The organism is Paenibacillus sp. GCM10012306 (assembly GCF_042649265.1).
Lineage (GTDB): Bacteria > Bacillota > Bacilli > Paenibacillales > Paenibacillaceae > Paenibacillus_AQ.
Window position 1 is genome coordinate 45,337 of record NZ_JBHRYW010000013.1, and the last position, 21,328, is coordinate 66,664.

21 protein-coding genes are annotated in these 21,328 nt (G+C 44.8%); 3 read left to right on the forward strand and 18 right to left on the reverse strand.

Annotation, left to right across the window (positions count from 1 at the left end; all coding sequences use genetic code 11):
- Positions 1 to 185: 185 nt before the first annotated feature.
- From gerQ to bcaP, 6 genes are all read right to left on the reverse strand, one after another.
- Positions 186 to 680: a spore coat protein GerQ gene (gene gerQ, locus ACFORK_RS23550; RefSeq protein WP_379203655.1), complete on the reverse strand. Its 495-nt coding sequence runs from the start codon at positions 678 to 680 to the stop codon at positions 186 to 188.
- A gap of 47 nt (positions 681 to 727) precedes the next feature.
- Positions 728 to 1,150 carry a cell wall hydrolase gene (locus ACFORK_RS23555; RefSeq protein ID WP_379203657.1) on the reverse strand — a complete coding sequence of 141 codons (423 nt, stop codon included), beginning with the start codon at positions 1,148 to 1,150 and terminating at the stop codon, positions 728 to 730.
- A 148-nt stretch (positions 1,151 to 1,298) separates the two neighbouring features.
- Entirely contained in the window at positions 1,299 to 2,054 is a 756-nt protein-coding gene (locus ACFORK_RS23560) for an SDR family NAD(P)-dependent oxidoreductase (protein WP_379203659.1), read from the reverse strand.
- Positions 2,055 to 2,179: 125 nt separating this feature from the next.
- Positions 2,180 to 2,581, reverse strand: a complete 402-nt coding sequence (locus ACFORK_RS23565; RefSeq protein ID WP_379203969.1) for a DUF2500 domain-containing protein — start codon at positions 2,579 to 2,581, stop codon at positions 2,180 to 2,182.
- Positions 2,582 to 3,170: 589 nt separating this feature from the next.
- On the reverse strand, positions 3,171 to 4,460 hold the full coding sequence (locus ACFORK_RS23570) for a WD40/YVTN/BNR-like repeat-containing protein (protein ID WP_379203661.1): 1,290 nt from the start codon (positions 4,458 to 4,460) through the stop codon (positions 3,171 to 3,173).
- 47 nt (positions 4,461 to 4,507) lie between these two features.
- Entirely contained in the window at positions 4,508 to 5,896 is a 1,389-nt protein-coding gene (gene bcaP / locus ACFORK_RS23575) for a branched-chain amino acid transporter BcaP (protein WP_379203663.1), read from the reverse strand.
- Between the two features lie 281 nt (positions 5,897 to 6,177).
- Here bcaP and ACFORK_RS23580 point away from each other — a divergent pair, with 281 nt between their 5' ends.
- Complete coding sequence (locus ACFORK_RS23580) at positions 6,178 to 7,101, forward strand: L-lactate dehydrogenase (RefSeq protein WP_379203665.1); 924 nt, start codon at positions 6,178 to 6,180, stop codon at positions 7,099 to 7,101.
- Between the two features lie 253 nt (positions 7,102 to 7,354).
- Here the strand turns inward: ACFORK_RS23580 and ACFORK_RS23585 are convergent, their stop codons facing one another.
- The 3 genes from ACFORK_RS23585 to ACFORK_RS23595 form a co-directional block, all read right to left on the reverse strand.
- A complete protein-coding gene (locus tag ACFORK_RS23585; protein ID WP_379203667.1) occupies positions 7,355 to 7,540 on the reverse strand; it encodes a hypothetical protein in 186 nt (61 codons plus the stop codon).
- Positions 7,541 to 7,629: 89 nt separating this feature from the next.
- A complete protein-coding gene (locus ACFORK_RS23590) occupies positions 7,630 to 8,544 on the reverse strand; it encodes a tyrosine-type recombinase/integrase (protein WP_379203669.1) in 915 nt (304 codons plus the stop codon).
- 91 nt (positions 8,545 to 8,635) lie between these two features.
- The gene (locus ACFORK_RS23595) at positions 8,636 to 9,547 is read right to left on the reverse strand and encodes a LysR family transcriptional regulator (protein WP_379203671.1); all 912 of its coding nucleotides are present in this window, start codon (positions 9,545 to 9,547) and stop codon (positions 8,636 to 8,638) included.
- A 127-nt stretch (positions 9,548 to 9,674) separates the two neighbouring features.
- On the opposite strand from ACFORK_RS23595, the gene ACFORK_RS23600 reads away from it, so the two are divergent.
- Complete coding sequence (locus tag ACFORK_RS23600) at positions 9,675 to 10,946, forward strand: APC family permease (RefSeq protein WP_379203673.1); 1,272 nt, start codon at positions 9,675 to 9,677, stop codon at positions 10,944 to 10,946.
- A gap of 95 nt (positions 10,947 to 11,041) precedes the next feature.
- On the opposite strand, the gene ACFORK_RS23605 is transcribed toward ACFORK_RS23600, so the two are convergent.
- Genes ACFORK_RS23605 through ACFORK_RS23625 form a run of 5 tightly spaced genes read right to left on the reverse strand, consistent with a single transcriptional unit; the run spans position 11,042 to position 17,094 of the window.
- Complete coding sequence (locus ACFORK_RS23605; RefSeq protein WP_379203675.1) at positions 11,042 to 12,190, reverse strand: ABC transporter permease; 1,149 nt, start codon at positions 12,188 to 12,190, stop codon at positions 11,042 to 11,044.
- A complete protein-coding gene (locus tag ACFORK_RS23610; protein WP_379203677.1) occupies positions 12,183 to 12,953 on the reverse strand; it encodes an ABC transporter ATP-binding protein in 771 nt (256 codons plus the stop codon). The genes ACFORK_RS23605 and ACFORK_RS23610 overlap by 8 nt, the downstream gene beginning before the upstream one ends.
- 9 nt (positions 12,954 to 12,962) lie before the next feature.
- Entirely contained in the window at positions 12,963 to 13,766 is an 804-nt protein-coding gene (locus ACFORK_RS23615) for an efflux RND transporter periplasmic adaptor subunit (RefSeq protein ID WP_379203679.1), read from the reverse strand.
- Entirely contained in the window at positions 13,750 to 16,524 is a 2,775-nt protein-coding gene (locus ACFORK_RS23620; protein ID WP_379203681.1) for a PEP/pyruvate-binding domain-containing protein, read from the reverse strand. Before ACFORK_RS23620 ends, ACFORK_RS23615 begins: the two co-directional genes overlap by 17 nt.
- A gap of 27 nt (positions 16,525 to 16,551) precedes the next feature.
- A complete protein-coding gene (locus ACFORK_RS23625) occupies positions 16,552 to 17,094 on the reverse strand; it encodes a TetR/AcrR family transcriptional regulator (RefSeq protein WP_379203683.1) in 543 nt (180 codons plus the stop codon).
- 244 nt (positions 17,095 to 17,338) lie between these two features.
- Between ACFORK_RS23625 and ACFORK_RS23630 the strand changes: the two genes are divergently transcribed.
- Complete coding sequence (locus tag ACFORK_RS23630) at positions 17,339 to 18,337, forward strand: beta-ketoacyl-ACP synthase III (protein WP_379203685.1); 999 nt, start codon at positions 17,339 to 17,341, stop codon at positions 18,335 to 18,337.
- Between the two features lie 242 nt (positions 18,338 to 18,579).
- On the opposite strand, the gene ACFORK_RS23635 is transcribed toward ACFORK_RS23630, so the two are convergent.
- From ACFORK_RS23635 to ACFORK_RS23650, 4 genes are all read right to left on the reverse strand, one after another.
- Positions 18,580 to 19,086, reverse strand: coding sequence for a hypothetical protein (locus ACFORK_RS23635; RefSeq protein ID WP_379203687.1), 507 nt, complete (start codon positions 19,084 to 19,086; stop codon positions 18,580 to 18,582).
- Between the two features lie 134 nt (positions 19,087 to 19,220).
- Positions 19,221 to 20,084 (reverse strand): ergot alkaloid biosynthesis protein, encoded by an 864-nt coding sequence (locus ACFORK_RS23640; protein WP_379203689.1) that lies wholly within the window; start codon positions 20,082 to 20,084, stop codon positions 19,221 to 19,223.
- Between the two features lie 55 nt (positions 20,085 to 20,139).
- On the reverse strand, positions 20,140 to 20,538 hold the full coding sequence (locus ACFORK_RS23645; RefSeq protein WP_379203690.1) for a nuclear transport factor 2 family protein: 399 nt from the start codon (positions 20,536 to 20,538) through the stop codon (positions 20,140 to 20,142).
- A 130-nt stretch (positions 20,539 to 20,668) separates the two neighbouring features.
- Entirely contained in the window at positions 20,669 to 21,250 is a 582-nt protein-coding gene (locus ACFORK_RS23650; protein ID WP_379203692.1) for a TetR/AcrR family transcriptional regulator, read from the reverse strand.
- Between the last annotated feature and the right edge of the window lie 78 nt (positions 21,251 to 21,328).

The following is a 21,328-nucleotide window of genomic DNA, read 5'->3' on the forward strand; positions in this document are numbered from 1 at the left end:
ACATTATTATATATTTATAATCTACACAGTCAAACCGCAGCGTATGACGGCATAATGAGGTTTCGCCTCAATTCTTTGACTTTTACTGATGAATTTGAGCTCTCAAGCGATATTCAAGCTGTTTCCAGCCTTTTCATAACAAAAGCCTCTCTCCAGTAGAGCGGAGAGAGGCTTAAAAATCAATTTTAGCGATAGTAACGCGTACCAACGTTGCCAGGAACACCAGGATATTGATAAGTAAGAGGTTCGTCGAACGTCGCGTAATCGAAATTGATCATAAGTAACATAATGCGCTGTCCTGTTGTCGGGTCGCTGATGATGATGTGGTCACGTCCGGCCGCTTCTAATTTACCCTTGAAGATTTTGGCGTTCCAGTCCTTGTTGTTCTCATAGGTCATGTAGAATGTGCCAACCTTGCCTAAATTCAAGCGCAAAATATTCTCGATGTAGGATTGTTCATAGACAGGGGGGGCTGGAGTTGAAACCACAGTTCCTGCTGGAGTCATCGGACTCCCACTGGTTACCTGGGGAGGTACCGCTTGCATTGTGCCACCCATTGTTCCCATTGTTCCCATTGTTCCCATTGGGGCCATTGGCATGCTGCTTGTCGTACCCACGCTGCCTGAAGATACACTTCCGATCGTGTAAGTAACAGGACGGTAAGGTTGTTGAGCGATCATTGATAAAAAACCTCCTAAAAATTATTCGGGAGCTTGCGCCCCCGGGCCTAATACACGGCTGGACAGTCTCCGGCGGTCGGAGCAAAGAAGCAATGGGCTTTAAAGCGGCCGGTGTTATCCTGATTGTACCAGGTGTCAGGGCAATCGCCCGCCGGACGGAAGAACCAAAGAGCATTACTGGCAGGCCACGTCCGTTCTCCACCGATGGCTCTTCTGGCCAGACGGATATCGGCATCTCTCGCTCGCTGGTAAAAGTAACCCTTCGTCGGCGCTTCAAAACCTCCCGGACTTTGATACACCATATCATTGATATTGCGGATGTTTTTGAAGTCAAGGCAATTGCCCAAAATGCGGTTGACGCCGACATTGCCTACCATCAGCATCCCAAGATCTCCATCCTCCTCGGCTTCCGCTCTCATTAGCCGTGCCAGTACTCTTACATCTGCCGAGTTCGCTTTGATGACGGCCACACGCGTCCCTCCTTGTATAATGGCTACTTCGCAGAACAGCAATTTCGCTCTTTACTGCACGTTGTATTGTATGTGCATTCGCCTAAGAGGTGACAGTCCGCAGGCAATTTTAGCTTCACGGCCTTAATTTCAGTAGATTATGATTATCCTATGGCTCGTAGATCATCTTGCGGGTCATCCCGCCATCAATCACAAGCTGGGCGCCCGTCACGAAATTATTGCCTTCTGCGCTAAGGTATAGACAGGCACGGGCAATATCCTGCGAGGTGCCGACCCGGCCCGCTGGGTGCTGTTGGTGATCGATTTCACGCAGGCCGCTATAATCCTCTGTTTCAATCCAGCCTGGACTGATACAGTTTACAGTGATACCATCCGGCCCCAGTGAAATCGCCATGGCATGTGTAAGCGCGGTGATCGCGCCTTTGGAAGCTGCGTACGCTTCTGTATGAGGCTCTGACATTAGGGAACGTGTAGAGGAGAGATTGATCACAGCGCCCCCCTGCGGGTTCCCCTTCATGATTTTCGCTGCCTCACGGGTTGCCAGAAAACAGCTTCTTGCATTCGTATTCAAAACTTTGTCCCACGCCTCAGTCGAGAGCTCGTATATCGAGGCGGTATGTGGATTAGCGATCCCGGCATTGTTGATCAAAATGTCAATGGTACCAAAGGTTTCGACTGAACGCCGCATTAGAGCGACAATATCGGCCTCCCGGCTCACATCACATAAGACGAAGAGTGCCTTTCCCTCATGACTGGTAATTTCATTCACCGTCTGGCGCCCCCACTCTTCTTCCAGCTCAGCAACGACCACGTTTGCACCTTCCTTGGCATAGCTTATAGCTATGGCCCTACCGATTCCACGCCCTGCCCCCGTTACAATAACAGTCTTGCCCTTGAAGCTCATCCCTGTCACGTTCCTTTCATCTATATGAATTAGTAGACATCATAAATATCCCCCTGCTCCGTGAACCGGAAACAAGGGGATTGTACAGGAAGCATAAGAGTATTGCAACGGCTACCTAGAGATCTTTAAGAATGTCCGGCAGATGTAAAAGAAGGCAGGCGGCGGAATCCGTGATATCTGGTGCCCTGATAGCTAAGCAGTCCCCGGTCTCCTTCCACACTCATCCCGTATTCTGAGCCGTCCACCTTGAACTCCATTCGCGTTCCGTCCTCCAACTCATAGGTCAAATAGTAGTATGTTGTACTGGTCCGGCTCGATCCGCCTTCGTCCTGAAGCTGCTGGTGTTTGACTTCGCTTCGTTTGCTCACGATATGGGCAGGGGCAGTCAGCTGGGGCGAGCTATTGTTCCGACTCCATTGCAGCAGACCCCTGCCTGCAGATATAGCGACAATGCCAACCATCACAACGAGAAAGATCGGTATCACTGTTCCGGCAAAATCAAACATCCATGAAGGATCTGGGCCCATTCCCATGACATATTCCTCCTTATTCCCTGCGAGATTCCTCCGGCAGCCTGCTCCGGGCGTTCCTGTACATGTATATGCCTGTTCCAGCTCATACAGCATCAAGAGTTGCTTCGCGGCACAAGAAAATATACCATAGCTACAAAAAACACAAAAAGACCACTTCCTTCTTCTATCCTACAAGAAATGAAGTGGTCTTTAGTTATTCGATTGTGCTTCCAGGTTAAGCATGTACTAGGTCTAGAAAGTGCTTGGTTTCATCTTCTTCGATTGGAAGCATTCCGTTCTCTGCCCAACAGGCTCTGCATTGTTCTTCGGTCTCACACAAGTGTGCATCATCACAGTTGTAGCATAATTGCAGAAGGTTTCTAGTCATATAATCCGTTTCAAAAGTTGTCATAGTAATCGCTCCTATCGGATGGTTAGTTTGTGAAAAAAATAACTTTCTTTCTATGTGTTAAATATATCACAAGGTGAAGACTTTGTCATGTGATTTTTTTCACATTTATGAGGAAAATTTTAAATAAGTTTTTTAGAAAAAATAATACAAACAGCAGGCTCTCATTGAACCTGCTGTTTGTCGTTAAATATATTATAATACCCGCCAGCTTGCCCCACCGTTGGTGGTCTGTAGAAGAATAGATCGCTTATCTTCTTTCTTCTCAATCAAGAGCCAGCCTACCTCTGCGGAGAAGAATTGCAGCTTGACGATCTCCGGGTATTCCAGCAGTTTGGACTCTAGTACACTGCTTGACTTGAGGGCAGTCCAGGTCGCCCCCTGATCTTGCGTCTGATATAACGTGTTCCCATCCAGAATCCATCCAGTCGACAAATTCAGGAAGGTAGGGCCGAGATGGCGATTACCGCCCGTTCTACTCTTAAAACCAAAGGCCATGAACTTCCAGCTTTCCCCGCCGTTGGCTGTGAAATAGCCGTTGTAAGTAATGCTGTTGTCCTCATCCTTCTGGCAACCCACAGACATCCAGCCTGCGGTTCTTCCCCCACCGAAGAATTCCGGCCTGCCGGTAATCACCCGGTCACAATCTTTAAAACGCTCGTTCACTTGAAAAGGCGCACCCTGCTGCCAGGACTTCCCACCATCCTTGGTTGTATAAATCTTAGGCAGTCCTCCCGTCTGCAGCGTGACGAAGCCATGCATGCTATCTCTGAAGATCATCCCCGTTGTTACACCCGTCATAGGAATCGCCGGGTTCGGCAACTTAGGGTTATATTGTTCATTCTGCATCACATTCTTCCAGGTCGCCCCGCCGTCTACCGTGGAGTACAGTGCTTTACTCTCTTTGGTAGCGGTAGTATCCCAAGAGGTCATCAACCAGCCGTGGGTCGGAGAATAGAAGTACATCGACGAAATCGGATTGGCATCTGGTAACGAGGATACTTTCCAGGTCTGCCCCCCATCCTTCGTTCGTAGCACGATCGTCTCCGTCATCCCGTAGGCACTTCGGATGATCCAGCCATTACTTGGATCGGTGAAGAATATTTCCTTACCATAGACAGGATTGGAAGGAAACTGCACATTGGCGGAGGGCGAAATATTGGCCCAGGTCATGCCGTTATCCTTCGTTATATACATACGCAGTTCATTCTTAGTTACGCCCCAAGCCAGTCCTTCAGCTTCGCTGAGCAGCTGAAAATCTGTCAGACGGGTCTGAATCTGATACTTGGGATTATTCTCCGCATCGACATTCCGTGCATCAGGTGTAATCAATGTAATCGTCTGCCCTTCTTCCGGGGGCTCCGTAGGCTGCGGTGTCTGAGCAGGCGTCGCCGGCTTAGACAAACAGGCGGTCAGGATCAGCATGGACAGCAGGAGCAGAAGCCCAACGCTCAGAATCTTGGAACCTTGAGTTTTGGACGGCAATGCGCTCTCTCCTCTCAGTTAATGGAATTACATGATCGTTCGTTACGTTATTTGCCGTTCTCGTTCAGCTTGCTGTTGCGATATCCATACAGTGCATAGATCAACAGGCCGATGACCAACCAGATTAGAAATCCGATCCAGGTCGTACTGCCGAGATTGTACATCAGATAGGCGCAAGCTGCAGCACTAAGCAACGGAAGAAAAGGTACCCAGGGTACCTTGAAGCCCCGCTTCAAGGTGGGTTGATTATAACGTAAGGCAATGACGCCAATGGAAACAACTAAGAAAGCAAACAATGTTCCAATACTAGTCAGATTCGCCAGGCGGCTAAGCGGAACAAATCCGGTCAAGATCGCGCTGACTATTCCCATCATCCAGATGCTGCGATTTGGTTGCTGTGTGGCCGAGTTGACCTTAGACAGGCTTTTCGGCAGCAAACCATCACGTGATATTGCATAGATCAAACGAGTCTGTCCATACATCATAACAAGCAGCACTGTAGTCATTCCTGTAATGGCTCCCAATGAGATCAATCCGGCAATCCAATTCTGGTTAACAAGCCGCAGTGCATAGGATACCGGGTCGCTTACATTCAGATCGTAATAAGGAACAATACCGGTTAGGACCAGGGACACGGATATGTACAGCACCGTACAGATCACAACGGATGATATGATCCCAATCGGTATATCTCGCTGCGGACTCTTGACCTCTTCAGCAGCATTGGAGATCGCATCGAAGCCGATATAGGCAAAGAACACGGTCGCGGCTCCATTTATGACCCCATGCATACCGAAGGGGAGGAAAGGTGACCAGTTCTCCGGCTTTATATAGAAAATCCCCGTGAAGATAAACAATAAAACTACCGCCAGCTTGACTACAACCATAAACGCATTAAAACGAGCCGTTTCTTTCGCTCCGCGGGTTAGCAGCAAAGAGATTAGAAGAATAATAATGACCGCAGGCAGATCGATAAAAGTACCTTTGTCCGCATTATACGCCCCGGAGAGCAATGTAGGCAAATGTATACCGAACCCTTCTAGCAGTCCCTGAATATATCCAGACCAACCACTACCTACCGCTGCGACTGCTACTCCATACTCGAGCACCAAATCCCAGCCAAGAATCCAGGCAAGCAACTCGCCAAAAGCAACATAACTGTATGCGTAAGCACTCCCGGATACGGGTAATGCGGAAGCCAGCTCCGAATAACATAGGGCGGAGAGCACGCAAGCAAAGCCTGCCAGGATAAAGGAAAGAATAATTCCCGGTCCTGCATGCTCGGCTGCTGCAACTCCGGTTACGACGAATATTCCTGTTCCGATGACTGCCCCCACACCAAGTGCTGTCAAATCAAAGGCACCCAATGTTTTGTTTAATTTGTTCGTGTCGCCACCCAGGACTGCGGTCAGCGATTTTTTGCGAAATAAATCCATTTCTTACTACTCTCCTGTCAATTAATTAAATTATACAACTAGATGCTCATTCCAGCCGGAGATTTGCCCCCGATATCAGTATGAGCACCATAGCAGCTCTCATAAACAACATTAATGCGGAAAAAGTAAACATGCCCCTTCTCCTCTATCCTTAAATTGTACGTCGACAGGTCCGCTTTCGGGTATTGGATTAAATGCAATCCTCTTGAAAACACTATCTGTAACGATTATGATGGATAAGATTGGACACAAAAAATTCGCAATTCGGAGGAGATGGAACAATGGCCCCCCCAAAGCCCAACCGCGTAGTCGTAATCGGTACAGGCGCCGTCGGAACGACAACCGCCTATACTTTGTTGTTGCGTAGACGGATGCAAGAACTGGTATTGATTGACGTTAATCATCAGAAAGCGCTCGGTGAAGCGCTTGATATGAATCACGGCATGCCTTTTGTTGGCGGAGTGAAACTATGGGCAGGTACTTATGAAGATTGCCGAGATGCGGATATCATTATTGTGACCGCCGGCGCCTCCCAAAAACCGGGCGAGACCCGAATTGATCTGCTGAGAAAGAACATTTCAATTTTCAAAGACATCATTCAGAAAATTGCGAAATACAATCAACATGCCATCCTGCTGATTGCTACGAACCCGGTTGATATTTTGTCCTACGCGACATTGAAAATAAGCGGTTTTGACCGCAGACGCGTCATTGGCTCCGGTACCGTGCTTGATAGCGCAAGATTCCGTTATCTGATCGGACGCCACAAGGAGATTGATCCGCGCAGTATCCACGGCCAGATCATCGGTGAGCATGGCGACTCCGAGCTACCAGTGTGGAGCCTCGCGAATGTGGCCGGGATCGAGCTTGGTTTTGACGAAGAAGAACGCAAAGAGATTTTTGAGGATACCAAGAATGCCGCCTATGAAATCATCGATGCCAAGGGGTCCACATCCTATGCAATTGCCCTGGCACTCGACCGGATCGTCGTTTCGATCCTTCATAATGAAGGTGCGGTCCTGAACGTCTCGACACTGCTCAATAACTACAATGGCGTCTCCGATGTGTTCCTTGGTGCACCTTGTATTGTTGACCGCTCCGGCGTGCGCGAGGTCCTTGATCTTCCACTAAATGAAGAAGAACAAGCCCTCTTCCAAAAATCCGCTGAGAAGCTCAAGTCCGAAATTGCGAAGCTTGAATTGTAAGCTCTTGTACAAGCTGCTGCCAGTCTTTGGACTGGCGGCTTTTTGTTTACGCCTCTATTCTTCCCAGCTGCCGTCACGATCCCCTAAATCTACCCAAAGTCAGTTGTTGCTTCATCAATCTAACGGAAAGGCCTTATTGGCTTGCAATTAAGCAATTAGTTAGCTAACGGACTCCAGCGCCCTTATGGGCAGAAATGTTGTGCAAAATCCGCTGTTTGGGAGGAAATAGCGTCATCTGTGTCCACTGCATGTTCTACAACCAGCTTCCTCTGCAAATAACGGCGATAGGGTCCGTTAGCTCCCTTGCATAAGCTTCAACCTCTGAACGGTTTGTTTTGAAAAAATAGGTTTGGCAAGCACTGATGATGACGTTGATCTTGATAGCTTTGAGCCGCCATTCGCTAAACGAATCGATCAAATGAATTTCTATGGTCAGCAATTAGATTCTATAGTCTGATTCTGTAGTCCTTTAGTTCAGGTACGAAGTTAACATAATAATTATTATGTAATTATAAGAACACTAACGGACTACCGCTGCGGCAACGAGATTTGCAGTCTCGCCATAGCTTCTTCCTTCTCCCGGCTCGTAATATGCGTATACACCGTTGTCGTCTGGATCGATGAATGGCCCAGCAGCTCCTGAAGGGTTCGCAGATCCGCTCCTTTGCGCAGCAGCATAGTTGCGAAGGAGTGACGCAGCTTGTGACTGGAATACGGTCGCCGCTGAGAAGCCGGAATCTCTTTCTGAAAACGGTCGAACGTGTCTGTAGCGATCTGCTGAATGGCTCGGATCGAGAGCCGCCGCCCCTTTTGCGAGATGAACATGGCCTCTTCTTTGTTTCGCCATGGCTCCAGACGCCCGGTCAAAGCCTGATCCAGAAAAGGCACAATATCCTCTGGCACCGGGATGTTCCGCCACTTCCGTCCTTTACCGAACACTCTGAGCGAACGTCTTTCTACATTATAATCACCCATATTCAGCGTATGGACCTCCCCTACCCGAAGACCCATATACGACATCAGCAAAAAGATGGCCAGGTTGCGCTGTCTGTACTTTCCTTCAATGGCAGTCATAAAGCGCTGTAAATCGCCTTCATCCAGATAGACGGGCTCCCGATTCTTTTCGGTTTTAGATTTCTTGATACCTGCCGCAGGATTGTCTCTATGCAGTTCCAGTTCGATCAACGCCTTGAAAAAACAGTTCACCGAAGCATGCTTGCGGTTACGGGTGGCATCACTGACCCCACGTTCGCGGACAGAAGTCAGGAAGGAGACAACATGCAGCTTCTTCACCATATCTAGTCTTTTACCGTTCAGACTACCCAGAAACTCCCTAACATCAGCAAGATAGGATTTCTGTGTATAAGGGGTGTATCCGGCATCCTTCATCCAGATGAGGAAGGCATGCAATTCTTCTTCATATTCTTCATTCAAATCGTCCATGCCTCAGCAGCCCCTCTCTGTGATTTCGACAATCTATTGTACCATAAATTGCCCCTCGCTGAAGTGGTCTTTCTTCCTGGTAGGATATACCCTATACGCTTGCTATCGCTTGATTCCACTCTATCCCGTGACTTTGCACTGTCAATAGAAACTCGGATAGAGCAGGTGATCTCCATTTTTTATGATGATAAGCAATTTGTGTAGCTACACGCTGAGATTCATCATTCCAGTTCAACTTGGCCATCTTTCCTTCAGCAAGCTCATTTTTCACTGTCACCAGTGGTAAAAAAGATAAACCCAGTCCTGCCATCACACACTGCTTGATTGCCTCAATGCTCCAGAATTCCAGATTGGGGTCGGGAAAAACACCATGACTGTTCAAATAATGCTCGAACAACGTCCGGTAAGTACAGCCAGTCTCCGTATGAAGGATGGTCTCCCCTTTTAAATGAAGCGGGTGTACTTCTTCATGAATCAGCAGCGGGTGATCCAGCGGAGCAATCAGTGCCATCTCTTCATGGATCAAGGTCTCCACATACAGATCTTTATACTCTGTCTCAGGTTGCAGTAGAAAAGCTATATCCAGCTCTCCGGAACGCAAAAAGTCGGTCAGTTCCCAGCAAGCCCCCGGCTTAAGAATAATCTGGACCTGCGGATAGCGGCCACGGAATTCCCGAATAATTCCCGGCAGGCGAAAAGCTGCCAGCGATTCGGGCGCGCCGATCCGCAAGGTACCCGAGATTTCACTACCAGAGCGCAGCGCATCCTGAGCCATGGTATGCATCCTGGAGATTTCCAGGGCATAGGGCAGCAGACGACGTCCCGCATCGGTCAGAATGATTTTTTTGCTGATCCGGTCAAATAAAGGCTGACCTAACTCTGCTTCCAGTGCCTGAATCTGAGCGGTAATACTGGATTGTGCATAATCCAGCTTCTGCGCCGCACGGGTAAAGCTGCCGGTCTCAACCACGACTAAAAAGGTAAATAAATGACGTGATTCCATAGGACCTCCTGTCTATGAATATACCCATCGGTTTTTTAGATGGATAAAATTTAATAATTCTGTTTTTCCAATGGATCTATTATCTGATACGCTATAACAAAATACAAGGAAAGCAGGATCAATATTAATGAAGCAAATATTTCAACGCCATATTGGCATGCCACAAGCAATCGCACTTTATATAGGGGCTGTACTGGGTTCTGGTGTCCTGATCGTTCCCGGACTAGCTGCGGAAATGGCGGGACCCGCCTCTCTCTTGGCCTGGGGATTCATGTCACTCCTGATCTTGCCAATGGCACTCTCCATGGGGCTGCTCTCAGCCAAGTTCCCCAATGCCGGAGGGGTGTCCCACTTTGTCACCTTGGCCTTCGGACCAAAGGCAGGGGCGCTGGTAGGCTGGTTCTTCCTGATGTCCGTCCCGATTGGCGGCCCTGTCGCAGCCTTGACCGGAGCGGGTTATATGACTGCCGCTATGGGCTGGGACAACAATGTCAGAATCGCTCTAGCCGCTGGCATCTTAGCTATCGGGCTAATCACCAACTGGATCGGTATGCAGCTAGCCGGTAAAATTCAGGTGGCCGTCGTCATCGCTATCGTAGCTGTGCTCGTATTCTCTTTTGCCGCGGCGCTGCCTCGCATGGAGAGTATTCATTTTACGCCTTTCCTGCCGCATGGCTGGATGAGTGTCGGGCAGGCCGCAGCCATATTGTTCTGGTGTTTTATTGGTTGGGAGGCGGTTTCTCATCTTTCCGAGGAATTCAAAGACCCGCAACGTGCAGCCGTGAAAGGGGTCACGATTGCTGCAATTATCGTCGGCGTCTTGTACTTTCTGTCTGCATTAGCCACCGTAGGCACCCAAAGCTATCTCCAAGGCGGCTCTGACGCATCGCTCATCTGGATTATCAGCCAACCGCTCGGTCGCTGGGGCGGATTCATTGCCGGACTTACCAGCATGTTCATCTGTACAGCGACTATTATTGCTTATTCCGGCGCAGCTTCCCGGGTTGCTTTCGCTTTATCTCGGCAAGGGTATGCGCCCAAATGGATGGGAACTCTGTCAACACGGTATAATACACCCACTGGAGCCATCGGCTTTCTGTTGGGATGCTTTGTGATTGTGTTCGTACTATATGGAAGCGGCCTGCTCTCCATTACAACGCTGATCCAATTTCCGAATGCAACGTTTATCCTGACCTATATTGGCGGTTGTGCCGCCGGGATTCGTCTTTTGCGCGGCAATCAGTTAGGCGTAACGATCAGTTGGATTTCTTTAGTGGCCACGCTGGCTGTCTTCCCGTTTACGGGTTGGGCGATTGGTTACCCCTTGATTATTTCACTAATGTTTGTTTGGGTGGTTTATCATAAAAAAAGTAAAGATGAAACTCTAACTATACATTAGACATAAAAAGCTCCCCGCACAGTACCAGGCTTTGATCATTTCACCTGTCTACCGTATGGGGAGCTTATCAGCTTTTCTATAAATTTCTGTCAGTATTAGTCCAATGTTTTTTTAAATCTCATGCAAGCTATAGATAGCATTGCCAAAGTGAAAATACATAAGACGGTTACCTGCGTAATTAAAAACTCAATCCCGACTCCCTTTACCATTACGCCTCGGGTTATTTCAATAAAGTAAGTCAGAGGGATTAAATAGCTTAATGCATCAATAACTATGGGCATCGCTTCCCTTGGAAAAATAAAACCAGATAACAAGACACTAGGCAGCAATATTAATGAGGTGTAGTTCATTGCCTGCACTTGAGTTTTAGCGATTGTTGAAATAAGAATGCCTATAGATAATGTACATAGCACAAAAAGAAAACCCAACCCTAGAAATAGTGGCAAACTACCAGCAATGTGTACTCCAAACAGTAAGACACAAATGATTAGGGAAAATAAAAACCCAATATAACCGATTACAATATAAGGTATTAATTTACCAAAAATCAGCTCGCTCGCTTTTACAGGAGTTACTAATAATTGCTCGATTGTCCCCTTCTCCCGTTCTCGGACAAGTGTGAATGCCGACAGCATAATGGTGATATTCTGTACAATCAGAGCGATTAATCCTGGAATACTGAATACGGAGTTTTCCATCGTAGGATTATATTTAATATCAGTAGCTAATACTAGTGAAGTAGATCCAGAGCTTTCTCCAATACCAAGAAGGTTCATACGTTTCCCGGTTAGGTCTGTGATGTACTTTTTCCAGACAAGAGATGCACTATTTAAAGAAGTACCAGCGACTGTTGGATCTGTTCCATCAACCAGGAATTTCACCTTGGCAGCCTCTCCTAACTGTAACGCCCTCTGAAAATTAGGAGGAATCACTATTCCAGACCGTACTTTACCAGCATCAAGTAAATCAGACAACTCAGACATTGAAGCCACATCTTTAGCGACAGTAAATGATCCTGAATTAGAGAAGAGACTAACCAACTCACGACTCTCTTGTGTTTTACTCTGATCAAAAATAGCTAGAGCAATATGATCGACATTATTTTGTACCGAGTAACCGAACAACACAATCCAAACAATGGGGATGACAATAGGAACCTTTATACTGACTGGATCTCTTATAATCTGAAAAAACTCTTTCTTCACAATGGACCACAATCTTTGGAAGCTGAAGCGATTACGCATTATAGCCTCCTACCCCTGGAGAACTTTCCCTCTTGTTCATTCTGTCCACATAGCGAACAAATACATCCTCTATTCCCTTAACACGTTCCTGTTCTAACAGATGTACGGGAGACACAACATCACCAATAATTTTCCCGTTATAGATGAAACCTATTAAATCACAGCGTTCTGCTTCATCCATATAATGAGTAGTGATCAAAAATGAAGTCCCCTGATCCGCGAGTTCCCGAATGATTCCCCAGAACTCTCTACGGGAGATAGGGTCAACACCGGCAGTTGGTTCATCCAGTATCATTAGCTGTGGACGATGAATCATTGCACACCCTAGTGCCAGGCGCTGCTTCCATCCTCCTGAAAGATGTCCTGCAATCTGCTTTTCTCTTCCTTCAAGTTTGGCCATGCTTAGCAGTTCTCTTTTCCGAGCTTCACGGGCAGACTTGTTCAGTCCATAGATCCCGGCATAAAAATCCAGGTTCTTCTCCACACTTAGATCTTCGTACAAACTAAACTTCTGTGACATATACCCTAAATTCTGACGAACAAAATCAATATTGGTTTTTACATCTTTTCCGAGAACACGTAAGTTTCCAGCAGTAGGGAGCAGAACACCACACAGCATACGAATTGTAGTTGACTTCCCAGATCCATTGGGACCCAGAAAGCCAAAGATTTTGTTCTTTGGAACTGAAAAGCTAATGTTATCCACCGCAGCGTAATTCCCGAAATGTTTGCTTAAACCTTCCACTTCAATGGCGTATTCCATAACTTCCTCCTATTCCAAAGGAATAACTGCATCCACAGTCATTCCAGGTTTCAAATCTAGTTCCTTATCGATCTGCACTATGAATTTGAAAGATGAATTATCGTTGTTAATTGAATTTTTGGCATTTTCAGATGAAAAGTCAGCTTCTCCCGCTATGAATGTAATAGTCCCTTGTAGTTTATCGTCACTTCGTCCTGTAATTTCTAGATCCACTTTTTGATTCAGTTGAATGCGATCCAGATATGACTGTGGAATATAGAAGCTTACTTTTCTTTCCTCGGGATTTGTTAAGGTAGCAACTGCTGTTCCAACACTAATTATATCTCCGATTTGAACGAATCTATTTGTATATACGCCTGTTACGGTTGCAATAATCTTATGTTTCCTAAGCAATAGATTAGCTTGTTCTAATTGAGCACTTGCAGCATCGACGTCTGCGGTTAGTTGTGCAATAACACTTTCGGACCCCACACTTTCATTTTGGGCTTCTTTTAATTTCTCTTTTTTGCCTCGAACAATGGCTTCCTGTTGTTTTACTATTAACTGCTGCATAGAAGAATCGAGCACCAACAACGCTTCTCCCTTTTGTATCGAGTCACCTTCTTTTTTTAACACCTCGGTAACTGTTCCACTAACTTCACTTCTAACCGTATAATTATCCCCCTCGACATTACCACTTAATCTAAGTTTGGTTTCAGTAGAGCAGCCGGATATTAGCAATGTACAGAAAATGAGGGTTGCTGTAATAATACTTTTTGCTAACAGAGCATTCGGTCCAGAAGTATTTATCATTTTCCTATCTCCCATCATCATTATCTCTACCTCCAGCATCATTATCGGATAGCACTTCTATTTTTCCGCTCATCCCGTCCATTCTTATCGTCTGCCCTGTTTGCAATCGACTAGTTGCATTTATCGCTCCTACAATTGCTGGGATACCATATTCACGTGCAACAACAGAACCATGGGTCATCATCCCACCGACCTCCATTATTAATCCCCCTGCAATAAGGAATAGCGGTGTCCACGCGGGATCTGTTGCAGGACATACCAGTATATCCCCAGGTGTTAGGCGAACTTCTTTAGGGTCGTGCATCACACACACCCTTCCCTCCACTATACCGGGTGAGACGGGATTGCCGGATAACGTCTGTGATACCGCTCCACTTCCAAGTTGCTCATCGTAAAAAGCGGTCCCATCACTAAGCAATACACGCGGAATCCGTTTCCGCCGGGTCTCTTGCAGAAATTTTTCTTTTCGATCCTCAATCACTTTTCTCCAGTTATTTATAGCTTCGAATTGCCCATCTTCACTTACGACCAATTGCTCCACTTCATCAATATGCAAATAAAAAATATCTTCTGCGGCTGCAAGCAGATCTTTCTGGGTCAGTTCTGTTCCAATATGCATTAAATTAATGCGCATCTTATCCAAAAAACAAATAATTGCAAACTTCGGTGTTTCACGCAATCCCCCTAATAAGCGCAGTCGCCTCGCAGATATCAGGGCCAATCGTCTTTTCAGACTGCCGCGTAAACCTTTTTTGAATGATGACTCTAATTCACGCTCTGCTTCTGCGGCTCTAGTCACACCCATTTGATAGAGTTCAACAGGAGAAGACTGCCCATCTTTGATCTCTAAATAACTTTTTAATACATGAAATATATGCGTTGGGTCCTCTGACCATCTTTTTCGTCCAATATCAATTTCTGCAATTCCCCGCATCCCATATTTCTGGAAAAAATCCACCAGGAGCCCCTGTACTTTAAGCGGCAGTCGATTCTTCAAGTACTGATTGGAAAGCTCTGAATCAGTCAAGAGACGGATACATTCGTAACTTTCTTGATCCTCCTTCACAGCTAATGCAATCTTCCATAATTGAAAATCCATTTCAGAAGTAATGTTATGGGGAAGACTTCGCGTAAGATCCAATGAAAGTTGCAATCCTTGGGGTAGAGTCGAAGTAAGTTTAAGTAGCACTTGCATTGGAAGATGGCCGGACAAAGTCCCTGGCAGCAGGTATCGAAATAAAAGCTTAGGTAGAACTGCTGAATACTGTTTGATTTGCCGTAATAGTACGATTGACGTATCTTGATTTTGTCTGGCAATATTGGCTAATGCTAAATCAATAGATTTTTGCAATTTATCAGGAGCTCTTTGGGGAAACATTAAATTCCTAGCTGTTCCTGCCCACATTTGCCCTAGTTTCCACAGAAAAGATGGCTTCTTTAGAAGCTTTATTGCTTGCGAGGAAGAATTGAACCGCGGGTCTCCTTCTCCAGTAATCCTATTTAAAATATGATGAATTGTCGGATCTAAGGAAGACATAATCGTTAAGATAACTGTATGCCCCAAAGTGTCACGTACTAGTGGAGTAATATTTACATAGAAACGTTCTGCTGCTGTATAAAAAGCACGCTGTTTAAAAGTAAGCTCTTTAAATCCTAAATATCTTGATATATCTCCGATGATGCCTGATAAAATACTTTGCCCCATTGGAGTAAAGGGCGTCATGACCCCTTGCCAAGAAGCAAAAGAGAACCAAATCTGGAGCGACTTCTCCTCCTCTTTCGAGTATTGCTTATGGTAGGTTTGTGGTATTGGGAACAAAGAAGTTATTGAACGAGACTGAACGATATAAAAGTTACCTCGATCATCTAGAGCCCACTCTACATCTTGAGGATGCTCGAAGTACTCTTGAATCCGCTCCCCCAGCGACACTAATTCCATGATTTCAGAATCGTTAAGCGCTGGCTCAGATGAACCCGCTACTTTTTCGACCTCTTCAGTGCCTCCTTCTGGTTTACCACGAATTATTAATCCTTTCTTGCCCAAATACGTTGATATAATTTCTCTAGAGGACACGTCTATTACAAAATGATCCGGGTCTACTTGTCCTGAAACTAAAGACTCTCCCAAGCCCCATGTAGCATCGATCACAATTTCAGTTCTTTTTCCCGTCAATGGATTTGCAGTAAAGAACACTCCTGAAGCTTTGCTTGGAATCATTTGTTGTACAACTACTGCTAAAGCCTGGTCCTCATGGACAACAGCATTGCGGTTGCGATAGTCTATCGCTCTTGCTGTCCATAAACTGCTCCAACATTGAACAATATTCGAAAGCAGAGAATCGATCCCGGTCACATGTAAAAAGGTATCTTGTTGGCCGGCAAAGGACATATGCGGAAGGTCTTCAGATGTCGCAGAAGATCGCACTGCAACCGGACACGAATCTCCACTATCCGTTTGGTGATTTAGCTGCTGATAAGCCTGCTCGACTTCTTTAATGATTTCAACAGGTATCTTTCCTGCATCAAAAAAGGCTCTGATCTCCGCTTCCGAAGACTGTGTGTTGAAAAAAAGCTCATCTTCATTTTCAGTTAATGTATCTACGATTTTCTGAGCCAACTCATTACTCTTCACAAAATGCCAATAGGCATCCGTTGTAATGCAAAAGCCTGGGGGAACCTGAAAATCCCCTTTAATCAAATGTCCAAGGTTGGCAGCTTTTCCGCCGACCAGACTTAACGTCTCTTCATCAATCACATTTAAAAATTTAATATATTTCAAAAAATGCTCACCGCTTTCCGCGCTAAATCACTTAATAATTCCATTGAAAAAAATGTCAAGTATTCCTGCTGTACTATACGTTTGTTTCTCGCCAAGGCCGACTAATTGAATGGAAGCATATGTACCTTGTATAAGATTTAGCAGAACTATCGCAGCCTCTTGTGAGTTTATTGGTCTAAATGTACCCTCTTCTATTCCCTGATCAATAGCTTGAGATAGAAGTGATAGGTAGCGTTCATAGATTGGAAGTAACTCCAGCTTGCTTTTATTCCAAAGTTCTGGTAATTCCTTTCGTACCAACTGTATTACTGAAGAAGACTCATACAAGAAGGCAATAGTTATTTCAGCACTGGCTGTTAGTCTCGCTCTAGGTTCGGTTATTTCGCTTATTGATTGTGCAACATTATGAAATTGAGAGATAGTTAGTGTCAGCAACTGTTGCACAATAGCTTCTTTATCAGGAAAGTAGTGATAAATTGTCGCTTTTGCCAATCCGGAATGTTCAGCAATCTCCCTAATCGAAGTCCCTTTATAGCCCTTTGTTTTAAAAAGCATATTTGAAACTTCCAATATTCTAGCAAAAGAATTATCTATGAGTTCTCACTCCTTAGTTAGGCTTGTAGCCGACCGTCCGATCGGTCGGGACGATTTATAGTTATTTTATTTCCATTTTATGCTATTGTCAATAACCAAAAAAAGTAATTTAATGTTTTTTTAATATATATTTACAATTAATTTATTCTGTGTTAAATTTAATCCAATTTACACCATGTATTTACATATTATTCTATTAATTATTATGAGGAGGTAAAAAATGAACAGTAGAAAAATCAAAATCATGGGGACAGGCAAATATTTACCTAAAAGAAAAGTACTTTCAGAAGAGATCGATCGTAAATTAGGTTTGCCTGAAGGTTGGACAGAGCAAAAGTCAGGCGTAGCCTATCGTCATTATGTAGAAACCGAATCCACATCGGAAATGGGTGCAAATGCCGCCAGAGAAGCGATTAAGGATGCCGGTTTGGCACTGGAGGATATCGACTGCATCGTATCAGCAAGCGGTACTTATGAACAACCTATCCCTTGCACAGCTGCACTCATCAAAATTAAACTCGACATGGGAAATTCCAATATTCCCTGCTTCGACATTAATTCAACATGCTTAAGCTTCGTAACTGCACTGGACGTAGTTTCATTTCTAGTACATGAGAGGAAATATAAAAATGTGCTGATTGTATCCAGTGAAATTGCATCGCCAGGATTAAACTGGAAACAAAAAGAAAGCTGCATTCTCTTTGGCGATGGAGCAGCAGCAGCTATCATAAGTCGAAGCGAAGAGCATGAATCTTCTGAACTCTTAACCTCATTAACTGAAACCTATGTAGAGGGCGCCTCTTATACCGAGATTCGCGGTGGAGGAACCCGTATTCCTTCAACAGAATATAATGGAGATAATTTGGATGATTATTTATTTAATATGAATGGTCGAGCCGTCTTTAAACTTTCCTCCAAAGTCATTCATAATTTCATGAAGCGGCTTTTCGATCAGACGTCTATCAGCAAGCAAGACATACATATGGTTATACCACACCAAGCTAGTGGTTTGGCCATGAGGATCATGAGACAGAAACTAAATTATAAAGAAGAGAAATTTATGAATATCATTTCCACACACGGCAATGTAATTGCAGCCTCCATCCCTATGGCCCTGCATGAGTGCATCAAACAAAAACGAGTCCAAAGAGGAGAAAGATTATTGCTGATGGGTACTTCTGCTGGCCTTTCTCTTGGGGCCGTGGTTTTGGTCTATTAGTCGTTCATTTAGCCGAAATTCCCCTCATTTTTGCACCTACACTTGCCCTTCTTCTTAATATTTAATCGATTTAAACTAAAACAGCGTATAATTTGTGTTATACGCTGTTTTTTTAGGGTGTTTTTTACCCTCTATTAGACTGGCCAGCCTGATGATTTCCTGAGACATTTTGCAAAAAAAGTCCCTGTTCTTCTAAAGAGAACGGGACGATGACCTGCAACTGAATCTGGCCAAGAACCTACTTAGTCAATGGTTATGATCCTCCATATTCCATCTTTGCCTTTCTCAAAATAGAACGTATATTGTACGTCGGGTGAAAACCCTTCTTCTATTTTAAGACGTTCGCCTACAACGGGTATCAAAACCCGATTGTTTTCATCCATAGCTTTATATATCCCAGTAAATCTTACCGGATAATTCAACAAATAATCATGAGCTGTTCCAATGTTTGGAGCAAGCGCAGCGTGAAATTGATCCACATCATTTGAAACAAGAGCAGATATTGCTGTTTTGAGTGTTGTTAGCATGTCATCCTGAATCAGAGGGTCTTTAATTTCATTCCATTTGATCTCATCCAGGGAATGCACCGCAGAGGCTGATGGAGTTACTTGTGGTTTTGCGGTTTCTGAAACTGTCGGTCTTGTTGTTTCGGTGGATGTACCTATCGCTTCCCGCTTATCACAACCAGCAAGCATGCTCATACTTCCGCAGAGGATCAGTAAAGCGATGATATAAGCAGATTTAATCATTTTTTGAATAACACATCCCTTCTCTTACAATAAACGAATATTATATAGGGAAAAGTTGCACTTAATATGCAATTATTGGTTTTCCCCTCAGATTTCCAAGGTTAACAATACAGTAAAAAAAGAAAGCCGCAGAATTAGCGACTTTCTTTTTTCCAAACGTTGGCATGTGCTTTGGCAAACTCCTTAAATGACATAGGTGCTCGGCCAGTTACCTTTAATACTGTATCGGTGATAATATCTTCCGACCCTTCCTCACGAATTCTGTGGTCAAGTTCAGTCATGAACTCCGCATACTCCTCTCCTAGCCCTAACGCTAACCATCCACGGGTGAGTTCATGATCTGCGATAGATGTATGTTTTATTAGTCTTCCCGTTACATAGCTTATGATTTGACTGACCTCATCATGTGAGAGTGAATCCGGTCCGGTAATGATGTGCTCTGTATTATGGGCATGATCATCCACAAGTGCTCTTACCGCAACTTCGGCGATGTCTTCCGCAGTAACAAATCCAATCTTCCCTTGGCCTGCAGCGCTGATAATCCGATCTTCACGGGATATGGTCGCTGGGTGCTGACCTTCAGTAAAATTTTGCATGAAGTAGGATGGTCTGAGTACTGTCCACTCCGGGGCTTGCTTCTTCAGCAATCGATGAACTGGGCCAAAGACTGGACCGTTCTCTGAGACGGATGCGCTGCTAAGCAGCACAAAACGTTTTACACCCTTTTCCAATGCCAGCTCGATAAATGGTTTCATGACTTTAATAGGTTCAGGATCGCCTACTGGCGCCACCAGATAAACGCGTTCAATCTCCTTTAATGCCGGGAGAAATGTGGAATTATCGTACCAGTCGAAGTGGACTTCACTTGTAGAATCTGTAATTGCCTGAGCGTTCCGAAGAGTAGTTATATAGGAATATCCTCGTTGTTCTAGCCTCTCTGCGATTCTCGTTCCTGTCTTCCCTCTTCCGCCTGTAATGAGTATTTTGGGATGATTCATCTTAAAGTACATCTCCTTGTTATTTGTTAGTCCAAGCATCTAAACATTCATAGTTTCAAAATAAAAGCGTCGGATTCCAGTAATCCTTAAAATGCGTTATCTTCCCGTCCCTTGTGTGTATAACTGAAATATACTTCTGGTAGTACGATTTTTCAGTTCCTAGGACCTCTCCTTGGCACGTATACTCGGCAACAATTCGATCGTCAGAGACGATTAGTTCAGGTTTTGAAAAAGAGTGTATATTCAGCAGCTTGAACAGCTCATTAACGTAATTGCGAATCTCTTCAATACCGGCAAGCCTTTGTGTATAGCCCTCCGGAGCGTAAGGAAACTCGAAGATAGCATCTTCGCTAAAAAGGCTAAACCAGCTCTCAAAATCCCGTGCTACTAAATGGTTTTGAAATGCCTGTACAATTTCCGTTGCCTGCATCTCATTTGAATTTCTGTGTGTCATCTATGTTCCTCCTGTTTTTTCATGACCATTCAGTCCAGAATGATCAAAAAAATAACGTGATTAATAATTTTCCAGACTATTCAGTCTGGAATTGATAAAAATAATAATGAAGCAATCTATGGCTCCATTATTATTCTAATACAGATAAGCTGATCTTAACGTAATCATCCATTACAGCGGGATCATTCGTCATTTTTGCCAGCTGGGTTAGGGAATGTCTTGCATAATTTAAGTAACGTGCCAAGGCCCGTAGATCCCGGTCGCTTGCTATTTCTCCATTCCTTTGGCCGCGAAGCAGGGTCTCGTAGAAGACTTCCTCCAGCGTATTCAAATCTTGGGATAGAAAGTCTTGGATTTCCTGATCATGCGGCATCTGATCAATGGCTGAAAAGATGATAAAACATTCCTTTTGCCGGTCCGGATCTTTTAAAACCGCCGCTACTTCATGAAATACATTGGTTATGCCCTGCTTTGCCGATTCGGAGGTCGTTAAATACCGTATTGCCGCGTTGCTCTTCTCCGTAACATAATGCTTCAAAGCAAGGATAAACAAGTCCCTTTTCGTACCGTAGGTATCATATAAGCTTTGCCTGGCAATTCCCAGTCCTTTTAACAGCAGAGGTAGGGAAGTTCCTTCGTATCCGTAATGTCCAAAGACCTCCATAGCTTTATGCAGCACTTCTGTCGTATCGAATTCTTTGTTTCTGCCCATTTCATCCTCCTTTGATCCTTATCTTATCCATTCTAGATCAATCAGTCAAGAAAAACCGGAAGCAAATATAAAAAACCA

Excerpts from the sequence above, each read along its gene's own strand:
- ACFORK_RS23565 (WP_379203969.1), bottom strand. The coding sequence starts at position 2,581 with ATGGGCCCAGATCCTTCATGGATGTTTGATTTTGCCGGAACAGTGATA.
- ACFORK_RS23605 (WP_379203675.1), bottom strand. The coding sequence starts at position 12,190 with ATGCGTAATCGCTTCAGCTTCCAAAGATTGTGGTCCATTGTGAAGAAA.
- gerQ (WP_379203655.1), bottom strand. The coding sequence starts at position 680 with ATGATCGCTCAACAACCTTACCGTCCTGTTACTTACACGATCGGAAGT.
- ACFORK_RS23595 (WP_379203671.1), bottom strand. The coding sequence starts at position 9,547 with ATGGAATCACGTCATTTATTTACCTTTTTAGTCGTGGTTGAGACCGGC.
- bcaP (WP_379203663.1), bottom strand. The coding sequence starts at position 5,896 with ATGGATTTATTTCGCAAAAAATCGCTGACCGCAGTCCTGGGTGGCGAC.
- ACFORK_RS23615 (WP_379203679.1), bottom strand. The coding sequence starts at position 13,766 with ATGATGATGGGAGATAGGAAAATGATAAATACTTCTGGACCGAATGCT.
- ACFORK_RS23580 (WP_379203665.1), top strand. The coding sequence starts at position 6,178 with ATGGCCCCCCCAAAGCCCAACCGCGTAGTCGTAATCGGTACAGGCGCC.
- ACFORK_RS23610 (WP_379203677.1), bottom strand. The coding sequence starts at position 12,953 with ATGGAATACGCCATTGAAGTGGAAGGTTTAAGCAAACATTTCGGGAAT.
- ACFORK_RS23640 (WP_379203689.1), bottom strand. The coding sequence starts at position 20,084 with ATGAATCATCCCAAAATACTCATTACAGGCGGAAGAGGGAAGACAGGA.
- ACFORK_RS23650 (WP_379203692.1), bottom strand. The coding sequence starts at position 21,250 with ATGGGCAGAAACAAAGAATTCGATACGACAGAAGTGCTGCATAAAGCT.
- ACFORK_RS23600 (WP_379203673.1), top strand. The coding sequence starts at position 9,675 with ATGAAGCAAATATTTCAACGCCATATTGGCATGCCACAAGCAATCGCA.
- ACFORK_RS23630 (WP_379203685.1), top strand. The coding sequence starts at position 17,339 with ATGAACAGTAGAAAAATCAAAATCATGGGGACAGGCAAATATTTACCT.
- ACFORK_RS23590 (WP_379203669.1), bottom strand. The coding sequence starts at position 8,544 with ATGGACGATTTGAATGAAGAATATGAAGAAGAATTGCATGCCTTCCTC.
- ACFORK_RS23560 (WP_379203659.1), bottom strand. The coding sequence starts at position 2,054 with ATGAGCTTCAAGGGCAAGACTGTTATTGTAACGGGGGCAGGGCGTGGA.
- ACFORK_RS23645 (WP_379203690.1), bottom strand. The coding sequence starts at position 20,538 with ATGACACACAGAAATTCAAATGAGATGCAGGCAACGGAAATTGTACAG.
- ACFORK_RS23635 (WP_379203687.1), bottom strand. The coding sequence starts at position 19,086 with ATGATTAAATCTGCTTATATCATCGCTTTACTGATCCTCTGCGGAAGT.